The organism is Nocardia sp. NPDC050710, from assembly GCF_040654375.1.
Lineage (GTDB): Bacteria > Actinomycetota > Actinomycetes > Mycobacteriales > Mycobacteriaceae > Nocardia.
In genome coordinates, this window is the sequence record NZ_JBFAHV010000004.1 from 334,520 (window position 1) to 352,697 (window position 18,178).

The 18,178-nt window shown below is 63.8% G+C and carries 17 protein-coding genes and 1 tRNA gene; 10 read left to right on the forward strand and 8 right to left on the reverse strand.

Translation table 11 applies throughout. The features are described 5' to 3' along the window. The first annotated feature begins 6 nt into the window (after nt 1-6). Nucleotides 7-1,944 carry a DNA primase gene (gene dnaG, locus AB0H61_RS11530; protein WP_357302099.1) on the forward strand — a complete coding sequence of 646 codons (1,938 nt, stop codon included), beginning with the start codon at nt 7-9 and terminating at the stop codon, nt 1,942-1,944. A gap of 42 nt (nt 1,945-1,986) precedes the next feature. On the opposite strand, the gene AB0H61_RS11535 is transcribed toward dnaG, so the two are convergent. After that, a complete protein-coding gene (locus AB0H61_RS11535) occupies nt 1,987-2,232 on the reverse strand; it encodes a hypothetical protein (protein WP_357302101.1) in 246 nt (81 codons plus the stop codon). Between the two features lie 194 nt (nt 2,233-2,426). Between AB0H61_RS11535 and AB0H61_RS11540 the strand changes: the two genes are divergently transcribed. Then, nucleotides 2,427-2,499: transfer RNA gene (locus AB0H61_RS11540), tRNA-Asn, on the forward strand. A gap of 814 nt (nt 2,500-3,313) precedes the next feature. Here the strand turns inward: AB0H61_RS11540 and AB0H61_RS11545 are convergent. Then, nucleotides 3,314-3,592, reverse strand: coding sequence for a hypothetical protein (locus AB0H61_RS11545; protein WP_357302104.1), 279 nt, complete (start codon nt 3,590-3,592; stop codon nt 3,314-3,316). A gap of 454 nt (nt 3,593-4,046) precedes the next feature. Here AB0H61_RS11545 and AB0H61_RS11550 point away from each other — a divergent pair, with 454 nt between their 5' ends. After that, on the forward strand, nt 4,047-4,694 hold the full coding sequence (locus tag AB0H61_RS11550) for a hypothetical protein (protein ID WP_357302107.1): 648 nt from the start codon (nt 4,047-4,049) through the stop codon (nt 4,692-4,694). Between the two features lie 40 nt (nt 4,695-4,734). Here AB0H61_RS11550 and AB0H61_RS11555 read toward each other — a convergent pair whose 3' ends face one another. From AB0H61_RS11555 to AB0H61_RS11565, 3 genes are all read right to left on the reverse strand, one after another. Continuing rightward, the gene (locus tag AB0H61_RS11555; protein ID WP_357302109.1) at nt 4,735-5,586 is read right to left on the reverse strand and encodes a helix-turn-helix transcriptional regulator; all 852 of its coding nucleotides are present in this window, start codon (nt 5,584-5,586) and stop codon (nt 4,735-4,737) included. Then, a complete protein-coding gene (locus AB0H61_RS11560) occupies nt 5,583-6,101 on the reverse strand; it encodes a DUF6879 family protein (RefSeq protein WP_357302112.1) in 519 nt (172 codons plus the stop codon). Before AB0H61_RS11560 ends, AB0H61_RS11555 begins: the two co-directional genes overlap by 4 nt. Before the next feature lie 1,044 nt (nt 6,102-7,145). Further along, a complete protein-coding gene (locus tag AB0H61_RS11565; RefSeq protein ID WP_357302114.1) occupies nt 7,146-8,165 on the reverse strand; it encodes an alpha/beta hydrolase family protein in 1,020 nt (339 codons plus the stop codon). Between the two features lie 813 nt (nt 8,166-8,978). Between AB0H61_RS11565 and AB0H61_RS11570 the strand changes: the two genes are divergently transcribed. The 3 genes from AB0H61_RS11570 to AB0H61_RS11580 all read left to right on the forward strand — a co-directional run bounded on the left by AB0H61_RS11570 (nt 8,979) and on the right by AB0H61_RS11580 (nt 10,628). Beyond that, nucleotides 8,979-9,209, forward strand: coding sequence for a hypothetical protein (locus AB0H61_RS11570; protein ID WP_357302116.1), 231 nt, complete (start codon nt 8,979-8,981; stop codon nt 9,207-9,209). A gap of 103 nt (nt 9,210-9,312) precedes the next feature. Continuing rightward, nucleotides 9,313-10,188 carry a hypothetical protein gene (locus AB0H61_RS11575; protein ID WP_357302118.1) on the forward strand — a complete coding sequence of 292 codons (876 nt, stop codon included), beginning with the start codon at nt 9,313-9,315 and terminating at the stop codon, nt 10,186-10,188. A gap of 50 nt (nt 10,189-10,238) precedes the next feature. Beyond that, entirely contained in the window at nt 10,239-10,628 is a 390-nt protein-coding gene (locus AB0H61_RS11580; protein ID WP_357302121.1) for a hypothetical protein, read from the forward strand. A gap of 343 nt (nt 10,629-10,971) precedes the next feature. On the opposite strand, the gene AB0H61_RS11585 is transcribed toward AB0H61_RS11580, so the two are convergent. Then, nucleotides 10,972-12,525 (reverse strand): acyl-CoA carboxylase subunit beta, encoded by a 1,554-nt coding sequence (locus AB0H61_RS11585; RefSeq protein WP_357302124.1) that lies wholly within the window; start codon nt 12,523-12,525, stop codon nt 10,972-10,974. 349 nt (nt 12,526-12,874) lie between these two features. Between AB0H61_RS11585 and rnhA the strand changes: the two genes are divergently transcribed. Both rnhA and AB0H61_RS11595 read left to right on the forward strand, forming a co-directional pair. After that, nucleotides 12,875-13,747: a ribonuclease HI gene (gene rnhA / locus AB0H61_RS11590; RefSeq protein ID WP_357302127.1), complete on the forward strand. Its 873-nt coding sequence runs from the start codon at nt 12,875-12,877 to the stop codon at nt 13,745-13,747. 319 nt (nt 13,748-14,066) lie between these two features. Continuing rightward, entirely contained in the window at nt 14,067-14,300 is a 234-nt protein-coding gene (locus tag AB0H61_RS11595) for a hypothetical protein (protein WP_357302130.1), read from the forward strand. An 89-nt stretch (nt 14,301-14,389) separates the two neighbouring features. Here the strand turns inward: AB0H61_RS11595 and AB0H61_RS11600 are convergent, their stop codons facing one another. Next, a complete protein-coding gene (locus tag AB0H61_RS11600) occupies nt 14,390-14,917 on the reverse strand; it encodes an AAA family ATPase (protein WP_357302135.1) in 528 nt (175 codons plus the stop codon). A 186-nt stretch (nt 14,918-15,103) separates the two neighbouring features. Further along, nucleotides 15,104-15,985 (reverse strand): LysR family transcriptional regulator ArgP, encoded by an 882-nt coding sequence (locus AB0H61_RS11605; RefSeq protein ID WP_357302137.1) that lies wholly within the window; start codon nt 15,983-15,985, stop codon nt 15,104-15,106. A gap of 94 nt (nt 15,986-16,079) precedes the next feature. Between AB0H61_RS11605 and AB0H61_RS11610 the strand changes: the two genes are divergently transcribed. Continuing rightward, a complete protein-coding gene (locus AB0H61_RS11610) occupies nt 16,080-16,679 on the forward strand; it encodes a LysE family transporter (protein WP_357302327.1) in 600 nt (199 codons plus the stop codon). 57 nt (nt 16,680-16,736) lie between these two features. Further along, nucleotides 16,737-18,143, forward strand: a complete 1,407-nt coding sequence (locus tag AB0H61_RS11615; protein ID WP_357302139.1) for an FAD-binding oxidoreductase — start codon at nt 16,737-16,739, stop codon at nt 18,141-18,143. Nucleotides 18,144-18,178: the final 35 nt, after the last annotated feature.

Sequence of the window (18,178 nt, forward strand, 5' to 3'; positions counted from 1 at the left end):
CGCTGAGTGGCCGGACGACTCCCAGATCGCGATATCGCGGCAATACGCGAACGCGTCCGGATCGAAGATGTGGTGGGGGAGTACGTCGCGCTGAAACGGGCGGGTGCGGACTCCATGAAGGGGTTGTGCCCATTCCACGACGAGAAGTCGCCGTCGTTCCATGTGCGTCCGAATCACGGCCTGTTCCACTGCTTCGGCTGCGGCGAGGGCGGGGACGTCTACAAGTTCCTCCAGAAGATCGAGCACATCGGATTCGTCGAGGCCGTCGAGCAGATGGCCGACCGCATCGGCTACCAGATCAACTACGAGGGCGGCGGTACCTCGGTACAGCGGGATCGGGGCACCCGGTCCCGGCTGGTCGCCGCCAACGCCGCCGCGCACGAGTTCTATATGGCCCGGTTGTGTGAACCGGAGGCCGAGACGGCTCGCAAGTACCTCACCGACCGCAACTTCGACGGCAACGCCGCCCAGCAGTTCGGCTGCGGATACGCACCCGACGGTTGGGACGCCTTGACTAAGTACTTGCTGCGCAAGGGTTTCGACTTCAAGGAGTTGGAGGCCGCCGGCCTGTCCAAACAGGGCAAGCGCGGCCCGATCGACCGGTTCCACCGCCGCCTGCTGTGGCCGATCCGCAATCTCGGCGGCGAGGTCATCGGCTTCGGCGCCCGCAAACTGTTCGACGACGACACCATGCCCGGCAAGTATGTGAACACCCCCGAGACGATCCTGTACAAGAAGTCCCAGGTGCTGTTCGGCCTCGACCTCGCCAAGCGGGAGATCGCCAAGGGTCATCAGGCCGTCGTCGTCGAGGGCTACACCGACGTCATGGCCATGCACCTGGCCGGAGTGAAAACCGCCGTCGCCTCCTGCGGCACCGCCTTCGGCGAGGAGCATATGGCGATCCTGCGCCGCCTCCTGATGGATGACAACTTCTGGCGCGGCGAGATCATCTACACCTTCGATGGTGACGCCGCGGGCCAGGCCGCGGCGCTGAAAGCCTTCGTCGGCGACCAGCGGGTGGCCGGGCAGACCTATATCGCGGTCGCCCCCGACGGGCAGGATCCGTGCGAGCTACGGCAGCGCTCCGGTGACGGCGCCGTGCGCGACCTGATCGCGCGGCGAACCCCGCTGTACGAGTTCGTCATTCGCGGCATGGTCGAGAAGTACTACAAGGATCCGGTCAGCAAGGACATGACCGGCGACCAGCAGGTGCAGGCCCTGCGTGAGGCGATCCCCGTGGTCGCCCAGATCAAAGACAACGCCACCCGCAGGGTCTACGCCACCAAGCTCGCCGGGTGGGTCGGCTGGGATGACATCCAGACCGTGGTGCGCCGGGTCGGCGAAGAGGCCAAACGAGCCCGCACCGACGGCCCCCGCCGCTCCGACGGCAATGGTGCGTCCGCGTCGACGCAACCGGCCGCCGAAAGGCCCGCACCCCGCCCCGCTCCCAACGATCCGGTCCTGCTGCCGCAGCGCCAAGTGCTGTGCGCCGCACTGCAATACCCGGCGATCGCGGGCACGGTCTTCGATGCGCTCGAGGTCGAGGCATTCACCCACCCGGCCTACGTCGCGGTCCGCACCATGATCAGCGCGGCAGGTGGCACCTCCGCCGGGCTCGGCGGCGCCGAATGGGTCAACGCGGTATCCGACTGCACCGACGACCTCACCATGCGCGCCCTGGTCTCCGAACTGGCCAGCGAGCCGCTCCCCGTCAAGCGCGCCGACGACATCCCCCGCTTCATCACCGGAGTACTGGCTCGCGCCCAGGAGGCATGGGTCGGCCGTCAGGTCGCCGAACTGAAATCCAAACTCCAGCGCGTATCGTCCACCGAACAGCCCGATGCGTATATGGCGCTGTTCGGCGATCTCGTCGCACTGGAGCAGTACCGCAAGAGCCTGCTCACCCAGGCCATGGGCAATTCGGACGATTTCGTCACGAACTGATCCCCGCGCCGAAACCCCGTGCGGCGCTGGAACAGTCGTCGCTCAGCGGCGCAGCTGATCGTGCGGCACCAGCACCGTGGTTCGCTCGTCCAGCGGCACCATCGGCTCCAGCTGCGGTCGCGTGCTGAGCTTGTCCGACAGCTTCTGCCGACCGACCTGCACCAGCTTGCGGGTCACCGGACTCTCCGTGACCGCGCGGGTCGCCGCACTGATCTGCTCGTACCGAGCCCGACCGGCCTTAGTGCCGAGCACGTACCCGGCCGCAATGCCGATGATCAACCGCAGCATCTCGTTGAGCTCCTCCCAATAGCCAGTGCGCGGCTACCATCCTGCCCGACACCGGTCCCACCTGTCGATCCGGATCCACAGTCCCCCGCCGCCCCCCACATCCGCCCAGGTAGAAGCGCGATTTGGGAACCCGCCCAACCGTACGCTAAAGTTTCTTCTCGGCCCGCTCACCACGGAACGGCCACACAGGATAGTCCCCTATAGCTCAATTGGCAGAGCAGCCGACTGTTAATCGGCAGGTTTCTGGTTCGAGTCCAGATGGGGGAGCAGAACTAGCAGGTCAGGCGCGGTCACCGTGCCTGACCTGTTTTAGTCTGCGGGCTGCGACCAGGAATACGCCAAGAATTCCGTTCCCAGCTTCCTTGCGCTGCACCGTTTCGCCTGTCGGTATGGCCCATTGGCTTGTCGCTTCCGGCTCGACAGGTGAACGTCGCAGACTCGTGCCCTCGGCGGGGCACATCGAACATGGGAACGTGGACGACCTGCGGTTTCCGGGTGGGCAGCTGGTGATCGAAGCCGATTACCACCTATAGGTGGGCCAAACGCCTGACAACCCGAACCCGCTGACAGCCGAAGGGCCAGGGATTCGAATCACACCGGTAGGCACCCGGCGGGTATGAGAGTGGTCGCTGACTGAATGCCTGCGAACAGACCAGACGCAGATTCTCGGTGTCCAGAGCCGTGGACCGCGGTGGTTGGTCGGCACCGACCGAATCGGCAGACTCGGCGGTCGGTGTCGGCAATTGTTCGCGCGGCGGTGAGGTTGTTGCGGACGAGGACGGTGGTTGGATAGTTGGCTCCGAGGATCCGTTGAGAATCGGTGAGGGTGGCTTCGTAGGGGGTATGGCTTGGTCCAGTTGTCCCGCCGATGCGTAGGCGCTCGCGAGGTTGTTGCGGGAGGTGAGGGTGGAGGGGTGGTCGGGGCCCAGGATTTTGCCCGGATGGCCCGCGTTGCAGCCGAGCTCCGTGAGCTACGCCGACAACGGCCACGCATCACGCTGAAAGTCATCGCGAACGCCGCCAACATGCTGTTGGCAGCGGATTACGTCGAGGCGGTTGGATCCCCAGTAAGTCTCCCGACTCACCGGGGCGATTCACTGCGCTTCCCACGCATGAACGAGGGCAGGCCGTTGTCTTCATTGGAGCCGTTGAGCTGACCTTCGAAAGCCGTATGCGCGGCTTCGATCAGAGCGGGCGGAATCGTCGGGTGCGCCCCAGCGATCCGTGCCAGGGCTCGGAAGGTTTCGGAATCGAGGCCGGTGTGGTTGTGGACGGCTTCGCCGGCCATCGCGCGGGCGAGCTGGACATCGAACGCGGTGTGCAGTTCCTGGGTATCAGCATTGGGACTTGTCCCGTTCACGGGTGTCTCCTGGACTCTTATGAGCAGTTTGTGTAGCACTTTGGCTGGCTCAGATGCGTTTGCCCCGTTCATTTCAACTTCGGCGAAGTCGCGACTGCGGCCTTGAGTGCTCGGAGCGATTGCCGGTCCTGCTTGGTCGGTGTGGGAAGCCTGTTGATGTCCACACCCGCCCTTATTGCGTCGGCGATGGCCTCCGATCGGTTCTTGCTCTCGCGGAGGGCCTGCATCTGGCTGAGGCAGTCCACCAGGATTTATGTAGTCACGTGCGCATGTTCGTTTGTTATCGTGTGGGTTGACGGAACCCCCCGCCTCTGGGTGTTGAGTATGGGACGATCCCCACGTGGGACCTGAGGTGCTCGTCGCTGCCATCGCTGCTCTCGGTGCAAGTACATCCCTCTGGACGGTTCTGGGAACATGGATCAGGACCAAGCTTCGTCCCGAAGAGGATGTATCGGTGCGCGCACAGGTCGCAGTAGATGCATTCAATCAGGAGCTTTTGCGGACGGCGCTTGACGAGTCATTCTCTGGTGGAGATAACCTGCCTGACCATCACAACGGTAGTCGTACGGAAAATCAACCCTCCCCTGCTGGCCGAGCTGTTTGGGTACGCAACCCAAGTAGCGTAGAAAAGCGGCAGGTCGAGGAATACTTCGGTCATATAAAAGATGCCAAGCGTGAAAGTAGTATCTATTTCTGGGTGTGCTTGGTCTCAGGTCTATGTGGACTTCTTGTACTGCTTATCGCCGCGTTCATTGCAATATTTTCAGAAAAAGACGTGGCAATATTTACGGCGATTTGCGGTGCGCTACCGGCCGCTATATCTGCGCTGTTCTACGTGCGAGCAGATGCTGCATCGAAGTCTGCTGCCGATAATCTTGCTTTGCTGAACACGGCAGTAGATAACGCCGAGCGTCGACAGTATGCTGTGGATATCTCGGAAGCGATGACCGAAGGTTCTGATCGCCAGGGTGTTCTGAAGGTGATCGCAATGAGGCAGCTATTTCCGGATGCCACGCCCAGTGAGATTGCCGAGCTAATCAGAAGTGACTCGCCTCGTGTTGGAAATGAGGAAGCCGCTGTGGCTCGTAATACGGACTCCTGATCACTGATCAGAAGAACGCTTCTCTGACGCACGTCGGAACCTATGTGCGTGGGTCATGATCAGACCGCAGGGCAGCCATAGCCGCAGCGATCATGGCCCGCGCGTCCTGCCCGTGGATGGCTTGATTTTTGAGCCGGTGGAATGCCTTGTCATACAACGCTATCTCGCTGGGCTGGGTGATCGTCAGCTCAGCCGAGATGGTCTCGACCTGCACCATGCGGGTGTCGAACATGATGAAGTTGTTCATCACCGGTGCCCGGTAGTCACTGCTCGTCGGCACAATGCCCAGCACGACGCGAGGCAGAGACATTGCTGTGAGCAATCGGTCCATCTGTTCGAGCATCAGGTCCGCGGTGCCCACGCGGGTGTGGAGAACCTGTTCACCAAGGAGGAAGTAGAAGCGGTGGTTGCCTCGGTACAGGACTTGCTGACGCTCGAGGCGCGCGGCTAACCCCGGTTCGAGGTCGTCTGGTGGGTCGTCGTAGAAATCGAGAACCATAGCGAGCAGTGCTTCCGCGTAGGGCGGGGTCTGTAACAAGCCTGGCACCACGACCGGCTCATACCATCGCATCAGGCCGGTTTGGCCCTCCGTAGCGATGGATTGCTTTTGCCTGTGTGGCAAGCGCATTCGCTTCTGTTCGAGATAGGCAGTCTCGACGTTGCGCAGGTTGGCGAGGAGGTCGGGTACTTGATCGGCGCTGTGGGTGTGGATACACCAGACGCGCACGTCATCGTCTGTCGGCGTCTGCTTCCCGTACTCGATCTTCGAGACCTTAGAACTGTGCCAACCGGCAAGCTCAGAGAGTTGCCTACCGGTCAGCCCAGCATCCTTGCGGAGGTTGCGCAGGCGCTCACCGAACGCCTCGCGGGCCTCTTTCGCAGTAGTGGTCACGCCTTGACGTATTCCCCGTGGGGGACTGCTTTGTCCCACACCCGATTCCACACCGCCCGAACATGATCAACGATCACCGGATCTCTGGTGAACGCACCGCCCACGAACTGGCCGGATGGCTCGAAGACGGTGAACGCCACGAGGTTGTCATCGAACAACCAGAAGTCATCCGTACTCAGGTCGGATGGGTCGATCAGATGCCGAGCCAGATAGCGGATTTCCTCGCCCGCAGCGATGTTCTGTTCTGCAACAACGAGACCCCACCGGGTATAGTCGGTGTGTGGCTCGGTGATGACGCGGGCACGTCGCATCTGCTTCCCGCTCGACGTGATCGCGTGAACGTCGTCGGCCCAGTCCTTGAACCACTCGTAGTCGTCGGGCTCGCCGGCCAAGAACTGTTGGAACGGCTCGGACTCTTCCGGCGTCTCGTACGTGTCGAGCACTTCGAGATGGTACGCGGTGCGCTCGAACGTGTGGAAGAACTCGTCGAACGCCTCACCTTGTAAGAGCTGCATCGCCCCTGATCTCCTGTCCTACTGGAACCTCGAAGCAGGTCTCGTGGTCCGGTATATCCATCTGCGACAACGCTTCCGGGTCGGTCACTGGCTTGCCGGACAGCAGGAACGTCCCGTGACCCGTGTCCTGAAGCCGCACACCCAAGCACGTCCCCGGCTCCAGGAACCCGAGTAGCGGGTGTGGAATCTCGAGTACGTCATCACGCCCAGGTACCCGCCAGCCCTGCGCGATGTAGGTGCGACGATCGGCGCAGACGCACCACACTGCCGGACGGCCGGAACGCGCTGAACGCCAGCGCGGGCGACGAGTACGGGACGAAGGTGCAGGGGTGCGTCACCACGACCGAACGGGCTCGTAATCAATCCGGGGGTCGATGACCCGCCACACTCCCGCGAATAGAGCGGCCTAGTTTCGATTCTGGGCGGCTCTCATCGGCATGGGACGGCATAGTCGCAGGTACTTCGAGATGGCAACTGAGACAACGATGGAGCTGCCGGTGATCAGTGACGCACGACGTGATGCCCTACCCAGACGGCGTCTGAGATCGTCTGTGAGCGATTGCGATACACGCGCTCGAGCGATTGCATGGTGGCGATTCGTCAGGGCCGTATGGACGTGCTGAAAGTAGCTCGTTGTTGTCGGTCGTCGTAGCTATCCTCCACCTATGAAGGTTGGCGACTCGGTTCGTCTGGCGATAGACGACTTCTGTCGAGGTGAGGCAGAGGCGGCGATGCTCCACGCTGGCCGCGGTCAACGACTTCGTGGAGGCTTGCGGGCTGCGCTGGGCTCCAGCATCGGAGCCGTTGCAGCGGTACCCGACCGACTACGGCGGCCAACACTACGACGAGGAGATCCGAGAGTTTCTCGATCGAGCGAAACATGACTACCGGGATGATCCGGTTGTCCTGACTGGCCTGGCCATCTATGAACAACTGGTCGAGTGGGAGGAAGACGACGACAGCAGCGTGGGTTGCTGGGCTGATCGAAGACTCGTCCATGTAAGTGCGGGAGGATTCCTACGCTGGACTCCTCCCTTCTGGCCGTCAGGCCGGAATTCCCATGCCCTGCGCCAGCAGTGGCCAGGACTCGTGCAGTGCCTGTTCCCAATACGGCCAGTAATGGGTACCGACCGGGTTGAACTGGTAGGTCGCGGGGATGGCCAGCGAGTCGAGCTTGCTCTTCAGGTTGTTCGTGCAGCCGTTGACGGCCGCTTCGATCGCCACCCCGAGGGTGAGGGCGACCGCGCCGTCGATGCCGGGCGCCATGTTCAGGTAGTACTGGACATCCTCGATCAGCGGGATGCCGCTCCCAGTGGAGATGTAGAGGAGTGTGCCGCGCAGTTTCTCCGCATTGATGACCGGGTCATTCTCGGACCACAGTGGACCGTCATCGGGACCGTACATGTTCGAGGTCATGCCCCCGGAGCGGTTTTCAACGACGAGCTTGACGTACTGCTGACCCACCGGGTCGGCGATCTGCGCGCATCCGCTATAGGCGGCGACCGTTTTCCACAGGCCGGGCTTGGCCTCGGCCAGCTGCAGTACCGAGGTGCCGGAGGTCGACAGTCCGGCCAGAGCGTTGAGACCCGTCGATTTCAGCGTGTTGTCCAGCAGCGGCGGCAGTTCTTCGGTGAAGAAGGTCTTCCACTTGTTCACGCCGAGAACAGGATCCGGCTTCTGCCAGTCGGTGTAGTAACTGCCGTAGCCGCCGACCGGCTGAATGACGTTGACCTGCTTGGGGGCCAGCCACTCCAGCGCGTTGGTTCGTGCCTTCCAATTCGCGGTTCCCTCGCCGCCGTCCAGTCCGTTGAGCATGTAGATGTTCGGTGCGGGTGTGGACTCGTCGGCAGGACGTTGGACGTCGACCGTGATTTCTTTGTCCATCGCAGCCGAGTACACCTTCAGATGCCAGGTGCGGCCCTCCTTCTCGAGGGAGGTGATGGCCGAAGGCTTCTGCGGTGCCGCCGCGGTGGTGCCGCTGAGCAGCGTGACGGACAGCGCGGCGGTGAGCGCGACCGCGGTGGTTCGCAGTGTGGCGAAATTGCGTAGTGCAGTGAGCTTCATCGATCAGTCGGTTCCATTCCACGGGCCGCCTCCGGCCTCGTCGTCGAAGTGATTTCCTCACTTCCGACACGCTATGTCTTTTGCCAAGGCAAGATTTTTGGTCGCCAGTGTCATTCAGTGGTGGCGATTCTCTGATGATCCCGAACGGCGGGAGCGGAAACGAAGACTGCTGAGGAGCAGTGACCGTGTCAGGCTGTGGCGCAGGTGCTTCGGAGGAGTCCGACGCGGCGAGCGACACGGCGCCGGGGCGGCCGAATCGGAGGTTGCCGGCGAATTGGCCGCCGCCGAGCTCGTAACCGGGCTGTTTCGTTAGCTGCTGCTGCTGCTGTCGTCGCGCGCGGGGTCACCGCTGTCAGTGCTGGCACCGCCGAGAATCGCTACACCTACGCGCGTTGCGGAAGCCGTGGCAGTAAACCACTATTCATTGCACCCCCGATTGAGATTCTTGCGTCGACGTCGGCTGGAGACTAAACCCCTGTTGGGGGCAATGCAACTCATTGGCCTGATGTGCGGTGGCGGATCGCGCTGTCCCCCTGCGGGATTCAGAACATCGTTCCACTATGGGATTCGACATAGTTGTCCGTGAGGACACCTTGGTGGAGTGTTCCTGCGCCGCCGATCCGTTGGTGGGGGACCATGCGCGGCACTGGTAGCGGACCGCCCCGGGCGTGCTCCTCGCCAGCCACTTGGTGCCCAGCGGGTCGTGCGGTCGGTGGATAGAATTCGGGCTGTTGAACCTGCCGTGTCCCGGGCGCAGCTGGTTCGCTCGCCGCGCGCCGAGACGGCTGCGGGCGACCTACCGGCCGCTCGGACGTGGAACTGGCTTTCCTGCCGACCTATTCGCCCTGGCTCAACCGCATCGAGTGCGAGTTCGCCGCGCTGCGGTACTTCGCACTCAACGGCACCGACCACCGCAGCCATATCGAACAAGACGACGTCGTCGGCTCCTACATTCGCTGGCGCAACCAGCACACCCGACCTGTCCGAGACTTCGCCGTCAGCACCAAGATCCGGCACCCGGATCACCTACTGAAGGTTGCCTGACCGGGCACTAGTTTGGACAGAGCTGTCGACCGACGGCGAACGGCCGAACTCGGCCGGGATCGAACAAGTTTCGAATGTCACACGGGAGCGGTGTCCGACGCTAATGGGTTTCTACGACTGCAACTGCATGATCACCGGTGTCAGCCTGATGGGAATCGACGCCACACTGGTCGTGCTGCAACGAAGGGGCGAGATCTACCTTCCCATCACGCTCGGCATTGCAGGCACCTACGACCGGCTCGGTGGCGTCGACGGGGTCCGTGAGGACCTCAACACCGAGCTCGTTCTGCGCTACTTCGTCGATCGATACCGGGACGGCAGGTTCTTCGCCGAAGACCAGACCAGCATTTCCGTCGGCGACTGGCTGACCTCCGACAGTGACATCGAGGAGCTGCTCCAGGTCATCGAACGCACCCACCTCGCGATCGGCGACGACATCTATTCCGCATCAACCCTATTGGATGGGCACATGATCGTCTTCGCGCTGATCGCGCAGCCCGTCTGGGATGCCATAGTCGACCGAGTCCCGGCTCCGAATCAGTCACTGGGACGGCAGTTCCGGCGGCTGTTCGGCACGACCGTGGCAGCTGCCGATATCTACCAAGCTCGGCTGCCGGAACTCGTCATCCCGCTCGGCCAGCTGGCCGAGGTCAACAACTTTGTGGAGGCTCACGGGCTGCGCTGGGCTCCAGCATCGGAGCCGTCGCAGCGGTACCCGACCGACTATGGCGGCCAACACTACGACGAGAAGATCCGAGAGTTTCTCGATCGAGCGAAACATGACTACCGGAATGATCCGGTTGTCCTGACCGGCCTGGCCAACTATGGACGACTGGTCGAGTGGGAGGAAGACGACGACAGCGACGTGGGTCAGACCACGCCCGAGACGGCCGCGGAAATCCTCCTCGAGTGGGCCGCGAACATGCCGGATGTACAAACTGCGGTCCGCATCCACTCCGACGAGACCGATCAGTCCTGAGAGCAGGGAGCAACACCGGTAACGTTCGTAATCCGAGTTCCCGAAGTGGCGTGAAGATGAGAATCAAAATACTCGAGGATGCGAATCCAGGCGAGCGCACCCGTGCGCAATTCGGTACCAAGACTTGGCCAGTTGTCTGGAGGGGCAAATCGACGGTTCAAGCGAGCGAAGACTGTGATATAGAACTGGACATCGACGGCGTGGAGTCCTGGCTGGAGTGTTCACAAGAAGCGGAATATCCGAACCAAGTCTCCGGGTCGGGAACCGAGGCGATCATCTGCGGCAGCGTCTCGTTCGTCTATGACGATGATGTGTTCGTGCTGGATATTGGTATTGGGAGCACCTTGGTCGAATCGGACAGTTCCGCGCCGAGTATCGGTATCGGACAGTTCGTATGCTTCATACCAACATCAGTTTCGGTGTACCCGACCATGGTCTGACCTATGCGGTCTTGAATTATTCCGATGGTTGGCGGATTTGGCGCTCGGGAGTAGGTGGACAACCCTGCCCAGGAGTCCGGCTGCCCGCCACCGAGGCGTGCTTGCTCAGCGGCGGACACCGTGACCACGCCCGCCAGCGGTTGCGCGCAGCGGCGGTCCCGAAACCTGTTGAACGCAAATAAAAACCGCGTCCTCTGGTGGATTCGGAGAAGGTGATCGAGGCGCTGCGGACGGGAGTGTGGTGCTCCTGCCGCTCACCGGGCGAGGGTGGTCGTTCGCTCCGGAATCCATGACCACGATGGGGCGGCTGTCACCGACCGGACCGGTGAGCGGTTCGGGAAGATCACATCGGGTACACCGGGTGCTTGCGCGGGTTGAACTCCGGCTTGACCGGCGGCTTGTCGCGCAACAGGCGCAGTGCGCTCCGGATCTCCAGACGGGTGCGCGCCGGTTCGATGACCGCGTCGATGTAGCCGCGTTCGGCGGCGATCCACGGGGTGGCGATCGTCTCGTTGTACTGGTTGACCATGAACTCGCGTGCCGCTGCCCGATGCTCCTCCGGCACCGCCGCCAATTGCCGCCTGCCGATGAGGTCGACCGCGCTGTCGGCGCCGATCACCGCGATCCGGGCTGTCGGCCAGGCGAAACTGATATCGGCACCGACCTGCCGGGCCGCCATCATGCCGTAGGCGCCGCCATAGGACTTGCGCACGACCAGATTGATGATGGGGACCGTCGCCTCGATGATCGCGCGTGGGACCCGGCCGCCGCGGATGATCACACCATTGGCTTCCTGTTCGAGGCCCGGCAGCACGCCTGGGGTGTCGGCGACGAACACCAGCGGGATATTGAACGCGTCGCAGAGCCGGATGAAGTAGGTCGACTTGTCCGAGCAGGCGGCGTCGATGGAACCACCCAACACCAACGGCTGGTTGGCGATCACACCGACCGGATATCCGTCGACCCGGGCGAACCCGGTGATCAGATTCGGGGCGAACGCCTCGCGGACCTCGTGGAATTCACCGTCGTCGAAGATCCGTAGCAGGATCTCGTGCATGTCGTAACCGGCGCGATCGGAATCCGGGATGATCTTGTCGAGCTCCCGATCGGAAGCGGTGATCTCCGGCTCCAGACCGGGGTTCACGATCGGCGGTTGCTCGAGACAGCTCGTCGGCATGTAGCTCAGGTAGTTGCGGGCCCAGTCGTAGGCTTCCTGCTCGGTGTCGGCCACGTGATGCAGGGTGCCGCGTTCGGCCTGTACCTTGGCGCCACCGAGCTCCTCGGCGGTGATGTCCTCACCGTTGACGGCTTTGATCACCTCCGGCCCGGTGACGAACATGTAGGAATCCTTGGTGCCGATGAGCACGTCGGTGTTGATCGGTCCGTACACCGAACCCGCGGCACACTTGCCGAGGATGATCGACACCTGCGGCACGTACCCGGACAGTTTCTCCAGCACCCGGGAAATATCACCGAAGGAAGCGATCGAACCCACCGCGTCCTGGATTCGCGCACCGCCGGAATCATTGATCGTCACCACCGGGCACGCGGTGTCGAACGCGAGTTGCAGCGCGCGCATGAACTTGCGGGCGGACGTGATCCCGACCGAGCCGCCGTACACGGTCTGGTCGTGGGCGATCACCACCACCGGACGGCCCCCGATCAGCCCGCGACCGGTGACCAGTCCGTCACCGTAGAGAGCATCCGGTTGGCCGGGCTGACGAGCCAACGCACCGGTCTCGATGAACGTCCCACGGTCGAGCAGCATGTCCACGCGCTGGCGAACGCTCGGAACGCCCTTCTTCTCCCGCTTGGCGGCACCGGCCTCACCTGCCGGTTCCTCGGCGATCGTCAGGATCTTGACCAGTTCATCGATCTTCGCCTGGGTACCTGCCACGCTCGCTGCCACCTTCCAAACCAACTGTTGTGCCGTCGCGACGTTAAGCGCTATCGACACGGGATGCGTCATTGAACCCGGATATACGGGATAAATCACAGTCGAGGCCGGATGCCGACTGTCACCCAACAAGTTCGAAGACAGTCAGAGGTATGCCTATCGCTGATCATTCCGAGAGAGTCGCCCGAGCGGCGCACGCGGCGCGAGCCATCAGTGCGTCGGTGGCTCGGACTGCGCGAGATGGATTCGGCTTGGACGGCGGAGAGGCCGGGACGGGCTTTGCCACAAGCGTATTCGACTTGCGGCGCGATCACCGCTCACCGTGCCGCCGAACGCGTATCGTTGCGACATGGCGGAGGATGGGGAGCGAATCGTCGAGATATTCACTGACGGAGCATGTTTGGGCAATCCGGGGCCCGGTGGGTGGGGTGCGGTTCTGCGATATGGACACCATGAGAAGGAGATCTACGGCGGCGATCCGTCTACGACCAACAACCGGATGGAACTGACCGCGGTGATCCGGGCGCTGGAATCATTGACGCGCCCAGCTGCTGTCCGGCTGTCGTCGGACAGCAAGTATGTGGTTCTGGGCGTCACGAACTCGCTGTCGAAGTGGCGGGTCAACGGCTGGCTGACCAGTAGCAAGAATGCGGTCAAGAATATCGATCTGTGGGAGCGCCTGGACGAACTCACGCGTGACCGCACCATCGAATGGGTGTGGGTGCGCGGTCATAACGGTCACGCCGATAATGAGCGCGCGGACCGGCTGGCTGGGCGTGGCGCCAAGGAGGCCGCAGCCGTGGTGCCGGTCGAATTGGCGTCGACGCTTATTCCGTACCATCCATCGGATCTGTTCAGTGTCCGTGACGAATCCCAGGTAGGTAGTTCGGCCTCGACAGCAGACCAGACCTCGACTCCAGTTCAACACCGCACGGTGCCGGAGGACGATCTGTGTCGTCATGAGCTACCGCCCGGCCAATGCGACTATTGCCGGGCACTGCCCACAGGGGTGTTGTCCCGTGGCTACCGAACACGGGGCGGCCGGGCTTATCACAATGATTCTCGATGCAAGTGGCTGCTCGACGGGCAGGCGCAATCCGGGCGGCAGGGAAAGAATATCCATGACATCGTCCCGGTTCCGTGGCACTCCGTCGATCCCACCGAATTGCAACCCTGCGAATGGTGCTGCACAACTGAGTGGATCACCAGGCATCGGCGATGAACTCGTGCACCACCAGCCGATCGCGGTCGGAGTGGGCCGCGACCGGTTCAGGGTGTGGGGGTGGCGGCGAACTGGGACGCTAGATCGGTTCCCTCCGCCAGGACGTGTCTGCGCATATCCACGATCGGCAGGGTGGCGCAGTAGTCGATCGAAGAGGGCGACCGGGAGGGTTAAGCCGACTCGGCAGCTGGCGGCGGGTTGGTGGCCGATCGGCCGCATCCTGTCCGGCGGTTTGATACCGCACCACGCGGGTACGGCCTCAGCAATACTGAACAACGATGCCCATCCTCGGTTACTACGGCCAGAAGGAGTGAACATCATGGCGACCTGCGATACCTGTGGCAACGAGTACCACAACACCTTCACGATCACCCGCGACGGCACAACCGGCACCTTCGACAGTTTCGAATGCGCCGCCGCCGCACTGGCCCCTGACTGTGCGCATTGCGGCTGTCGCATCCTGGGTCACGGCGTCGAAGCCGGGGAAACGATCTTCTGCTGCGCGCACTGTGCGCATCGTGCCGGACACCCGGAACTCGTCGATCACGCCTGACCGGCACCGCACGCGGCAGGTAGATCCCTCGCCTGAGCACCGCGAGCATCCCTTCCTCGGGGATCGGCCGATTGCCACCGCGCCCGGGATCACCGCGCCAATGGCTGTGCCTCGGCGAGGATGCGGTCAACGGTCTGCTCGACGGTCAGGTCCGTGGTGTCGAGCCAGAGACCGAGGTGCGGGGTGGTGTCGCGCAGCACGGCGTCGAGCCCCTCGATGGTGAAGGCGCCATAGGCGGTTTTGTCGCGCCCGGCTTCACGATCGGCGATCGCGGACGGTCGCGGTGCGAGGACGACGACGTAGAGCGGGCGGGTCCGGATCCGGTCGATGGTCCAGGGAAGGAATTCGCCGAGGAAGACGTCCTGTAGCACCGTGGTGAATCCCGCGTCGGCGTAGTCGTCGGCGGTGCGGGCGGCGAGCCGGTGCCGCAGCCGCAGTTGGTCGAGGGCGTCCGTGGTCGGTTCCGCCGTCATCTCGGCGCGTCCACCGACGACGAAGCGGCGGAACGTATCGCCGCGCACGTGTGCCGATCGAGGCAGCCGCTCGGCCAAAGCCTGTGCGACGGTCGACTTCCCCGCGGCCTGGATGCCGGTGATCAGATAGACGGCGGCGGACATTCGCCGATGATGTCAGTCGGCGGTGCGGGCGGCCATTGATTTTCCGCCGAGCGTGCAACGGCGCGTTACCGCTGTGGCGCGGTCCGTCGATGGGCACGGCCCTCGCCGAGGCCGACCGACGACGCGAAAGACCAGCAGAATGCCCACGGCCCACGAGGCGGCGATCTCGATCGGCCGCAGGGCCGCTCAGCGCAGCGATTCGGCGGCCGCCGCGGCGATGGCGGTCGCGATGGCCGTGAGTGCGGGGGAGTCGAGCTTCCACTGCTGCCAGTAGAGGGGGACGTCGATGAAGGAGTCGCCATCGATATTGACCAGTCGGCCCGCGGCCTCATCGCCCTCCATTTGCAGGTCGGGCATCATGCCCCAGCCGAGGCCGAGGCGGACCGCCGCACCGAAGCTCGCCGAGGACGGAACATAGTGGCGCGGCGGATCGACGGGCCGGTATGTGCGGCGGCGCATATGCCGGTCCTGCAGGTCGTCCTTGCGGTCGAAGAGCACCACCGGCGCATGCGCATAGGCCTGCGCACCGTCGCCGAACCAGGTCTCGGCGAAGTCCGGGCTGGCCATGGGTCGGTAGCGCATCGCGCCGAGCTTCTCGACCCGGCAACCCTGGACCGGCTGGGCCGTCGAGGTGATGGCGGCCATGACGGTTCCGTCGCGCAGCAGCCGGGTGGTGTGCTCCTCGTCCTCGCGGTGGATCTCGAAACAGACCCCGGCGGGGACGCGACCCAGCGCGGGCATCACCCAGGTTTCCAGGGAGTCGGCGTTGACCGCGATGGGCACGCGGACCGGGCGGTCGGCGCGCCGGTGCGCGTCGCCGAGTTCGCGGGCGGCGTCGCCGGAAAGCAATTCGATCTGGCGGGCCAAGCGCAGGACCGCGAGCCCGGATTCGGTAGCGCGCACCGGTTTCGTGCGTTGCAGCAGGATGCGACCGGCCGCATCCTCGAGTGCCTTGATGCGCTGGCTGATGGCCGACGGGGTGACGTTGAGCCGTCGGGCTGCCGCCTCGAAGGTGCCTTCGGTGACGGCCGCGTTGAGTGCGCGGAGCTGGTCGAGCTGCAGATCCATATTAAGAAATGGTAATGATGCTTCAGAATCTTTAGCTGGACTGGTTCTATGGCCGTACCTACCGTCGACGGACGTGACGGTTTCTTCGGCGGCCATGGCGGCCCTCTCGGGTCTCGGATTCGGACTCTCACTGATCGTGGCGATCGGTGCGCAGAATGCGTTCGTACTGCGCCAGGGCGTGCGCGGACAGCATGTGTTCGCGGTCGTCGCGGTCTGCGCGGTCTCCGATATCGTGCTGATCGCCGCGGGCGTCGGCGGCTTCGGCGTGGTGGTCGAAGCGGTCCCGGCCGTGCTGACGGTGGTGCGTTACGCCGGCGCGGCATTCCTGCTCGGTTACGCGGCGCTGGCGGCCCGGCGCGCGCTGTCGTCGGGGACGCTCATCGCGGAGTCCGCGGGCGCCACGGTCGCGCTCGGGGCGACCGTGGTGACCTGTCTCGCCCTGACCTGGCTCAATCCGCACGTCTACCTGGACACCCTGCTGCTGCTCGGATCGTTCGCCAACACCTATGCCGCCGCCGACCGCTGGTTCCTCGGCGCGGGCGCCATGTTCGCCAGCGTCCTGTGGTTCACCGCCCTCGGCTACGGAGCCCGCAGGCTCCGGCCGCTCTTCGCCCGCCCGATCGCCTGGCGGGTCCTGGATATCGGCATAGCGGTGATCATGGTCGCCCTCGCGGTGGGTCTGCTGCTCAGCTGATCAGCGCGGGTCCACACCGCCACCCGCGCGGCCTGCGTGCATCGGTACGGTGGCGGGATGAGTTCTGAGACAGGGGGATCAGTGATCGATCGGCGTGCGCTGAGCGGCTGGAGCCGCACGGCGCCGAGCGTCGCGGAGGTACTGCGCACCCCGGACCTAGGGATCATCGCCGAGTCGGTGCGTGCGGCGGGGGCGCGCGGTGTCATCGCGCGGGGTTTGGGCCGCAGCTACGGCGATCCGGCGCAGAACGGCGGCGGTCTGGTCATCGATATGACCGTGCTGGACCGCATCCACTCGGTGGATCCGGACAGCGGGATCGTCGATGTCGACGCCGGTGTCAGCCTGGACGCGCTGATGCGCGCGGTGCTGCCGGACGGCCTCTGGGTTCCGGTGCTGCCGGGCACCCGTCAGGTCACCATCGGCGGCGCGATCGCCTCGGATATCCATGGTAAGAACCATCATTCGCACGGGAGCTTCGGCAACCACGTGGTGTCGATGGAGTTGCTGACTGCCGACGGCTCGGTGCGCACGCTCACCCCGGAAGGTCCGGATCGCGAGCTGTTCTGGGCGACGGTCGGCGGCATGGGGCTCACCGGCATCGTGGTGCGCGCACGAGTTCGGATGAAGCGCACCGAAACCGCGTACTTCATCGCCGACAATGACCGGACCGCGAATCTGGAAGAGACGATGGAGCTGCTGACCGGCGGCTCCGACGACGGCTACGACTACAGCATGTCCGTGCCCGACACCATCAGCACCGGCCCGAACCTCGGGCGCGCCGGGTTCACTCGCGGCTCGCTCGCCACGCTCGACCAGCTGCCCGCCAAGCTGCGCGGCAACCCGCTGAAATTCGATGCGCCGCAACTGTTCACGGTTCCGGATATCTTCCCCAACGGCATGGTCAACAATCTCACGACCCGGATGGCCGCCGAGGCCGCGTACCGCGTCTATCCCAAGAAGGCGCGCGGCCGGATCCAGAATCTGACGCAGTTCTATCATCCGCTGGATCTGCTCGGCGAATGGAATCGCGCCTACGGCCGCCGCGGGTTCCTGCAGTATCAATTCTCGATGCCCTTCGGCGCCGAGGCGCAGCTCGCCGAGGCGGTGCGCGCCATCGCGCACTCCGGGCACCGGTCGTTCCTCAATGTCTTCAAGCGCATGGGCCCGGGCAATCCCGCGCCGCTGTCCTGGCCGCATCCCGGATTCATGCTCAGCCTGGATTTCCCGCTGAAACCCGGTGTGGGGCAATTCTGTTCGGAGCTCGATCAGCGGGTTCTCGATGCGGGCGGACGTCTCTATTTCGCCAAGGATTCGCGCACTACCCCGGATATGATCCGGGCGATGTACCCGCGACTGGACGAGTGGCGCCGGATCCGCGACGCCGTGGACCCGGAACGAATCTTCGCCTCGGATCTGTCACGCAGGCTCCGGCTGGTCGATAACGAACTGGCGGTGCTGCCCTGACGCGGTGAACCTGAATGCGGACGTCCGCGCCGAGC

Bases quoted from the DNA above. Each gene is read 5' to 3' on its own strand.
- AB0H61_RS11565 (WP_357302114.1), bottom strand. From the start codon at position 8,165: ATGAAGCTCACTGCACTACGCAATTTCGCCACACTGCGAACCACCGCG.
- AB0H61_RS11535 (WP_357302101.1), bottom strand. From the start codon at position 2,232: ATGCTGCGGTTGATCATCGGCATTGCGGCCGGGTACGTGCTCGGCACT.
- AB0H61_RS11610 (WP_357302327.1), top strand. From the start codon at position 16,080: ATGGCGGCCCTCTCGGGTCTCGGATTCGGACTCTCACTGATCGTGGCG.
- AB0H61_RS11560 (WP_357302112.1), bottom strand. From the start codon at position 6,101: ATGCAGCTCTTACAAGGTGAGGCGTTCGACGAGTTCTTCCACACGTTC.
- AB0H61_RS11575 (WP_357302118.1), top strand. From the start codon at position 9,313: ATGGGTTTCTACGACTGCAACTGCATGATCACCGGTGTCAGCCTGATG.
- AB0H61_RS11595 (WP_357302130.1), top strand. From the start codon at position 14,067: ATGGCGACCTGCGATACCTGTGGCAACGAGTACCACAACACCTTCACG.
- AB0H61_RS11600 (WP_357302135.1), bottom strand. From the start codon at position 14,917: ATGTCCGCCGCCGTCTATCTGATCACCGGCATCCAGGCCGCGGGGAAG.
- AB0H61_RS11605 (WP_357302137.1), bottom strand. From the start codon at position 15,985: ATGGATCTGCAGCTCGACCAGCTCCGCGCACTCAACGCGGCCGTCACC.
- AB0H61_RS11615 (WP_357302139.1), top strand. From the start codon at position 16,737: ATGAGTTCTGAGACAGGGGGATCAGTGATCGATCGGCGTGCGCTGAGC.
- rnhA (WP_357302127.1), top strand. From the start codon at position 12,875: ATGGCGGAGGATGGGGAGCGAATCGTCGAGATATTCACTGACGGAGCA.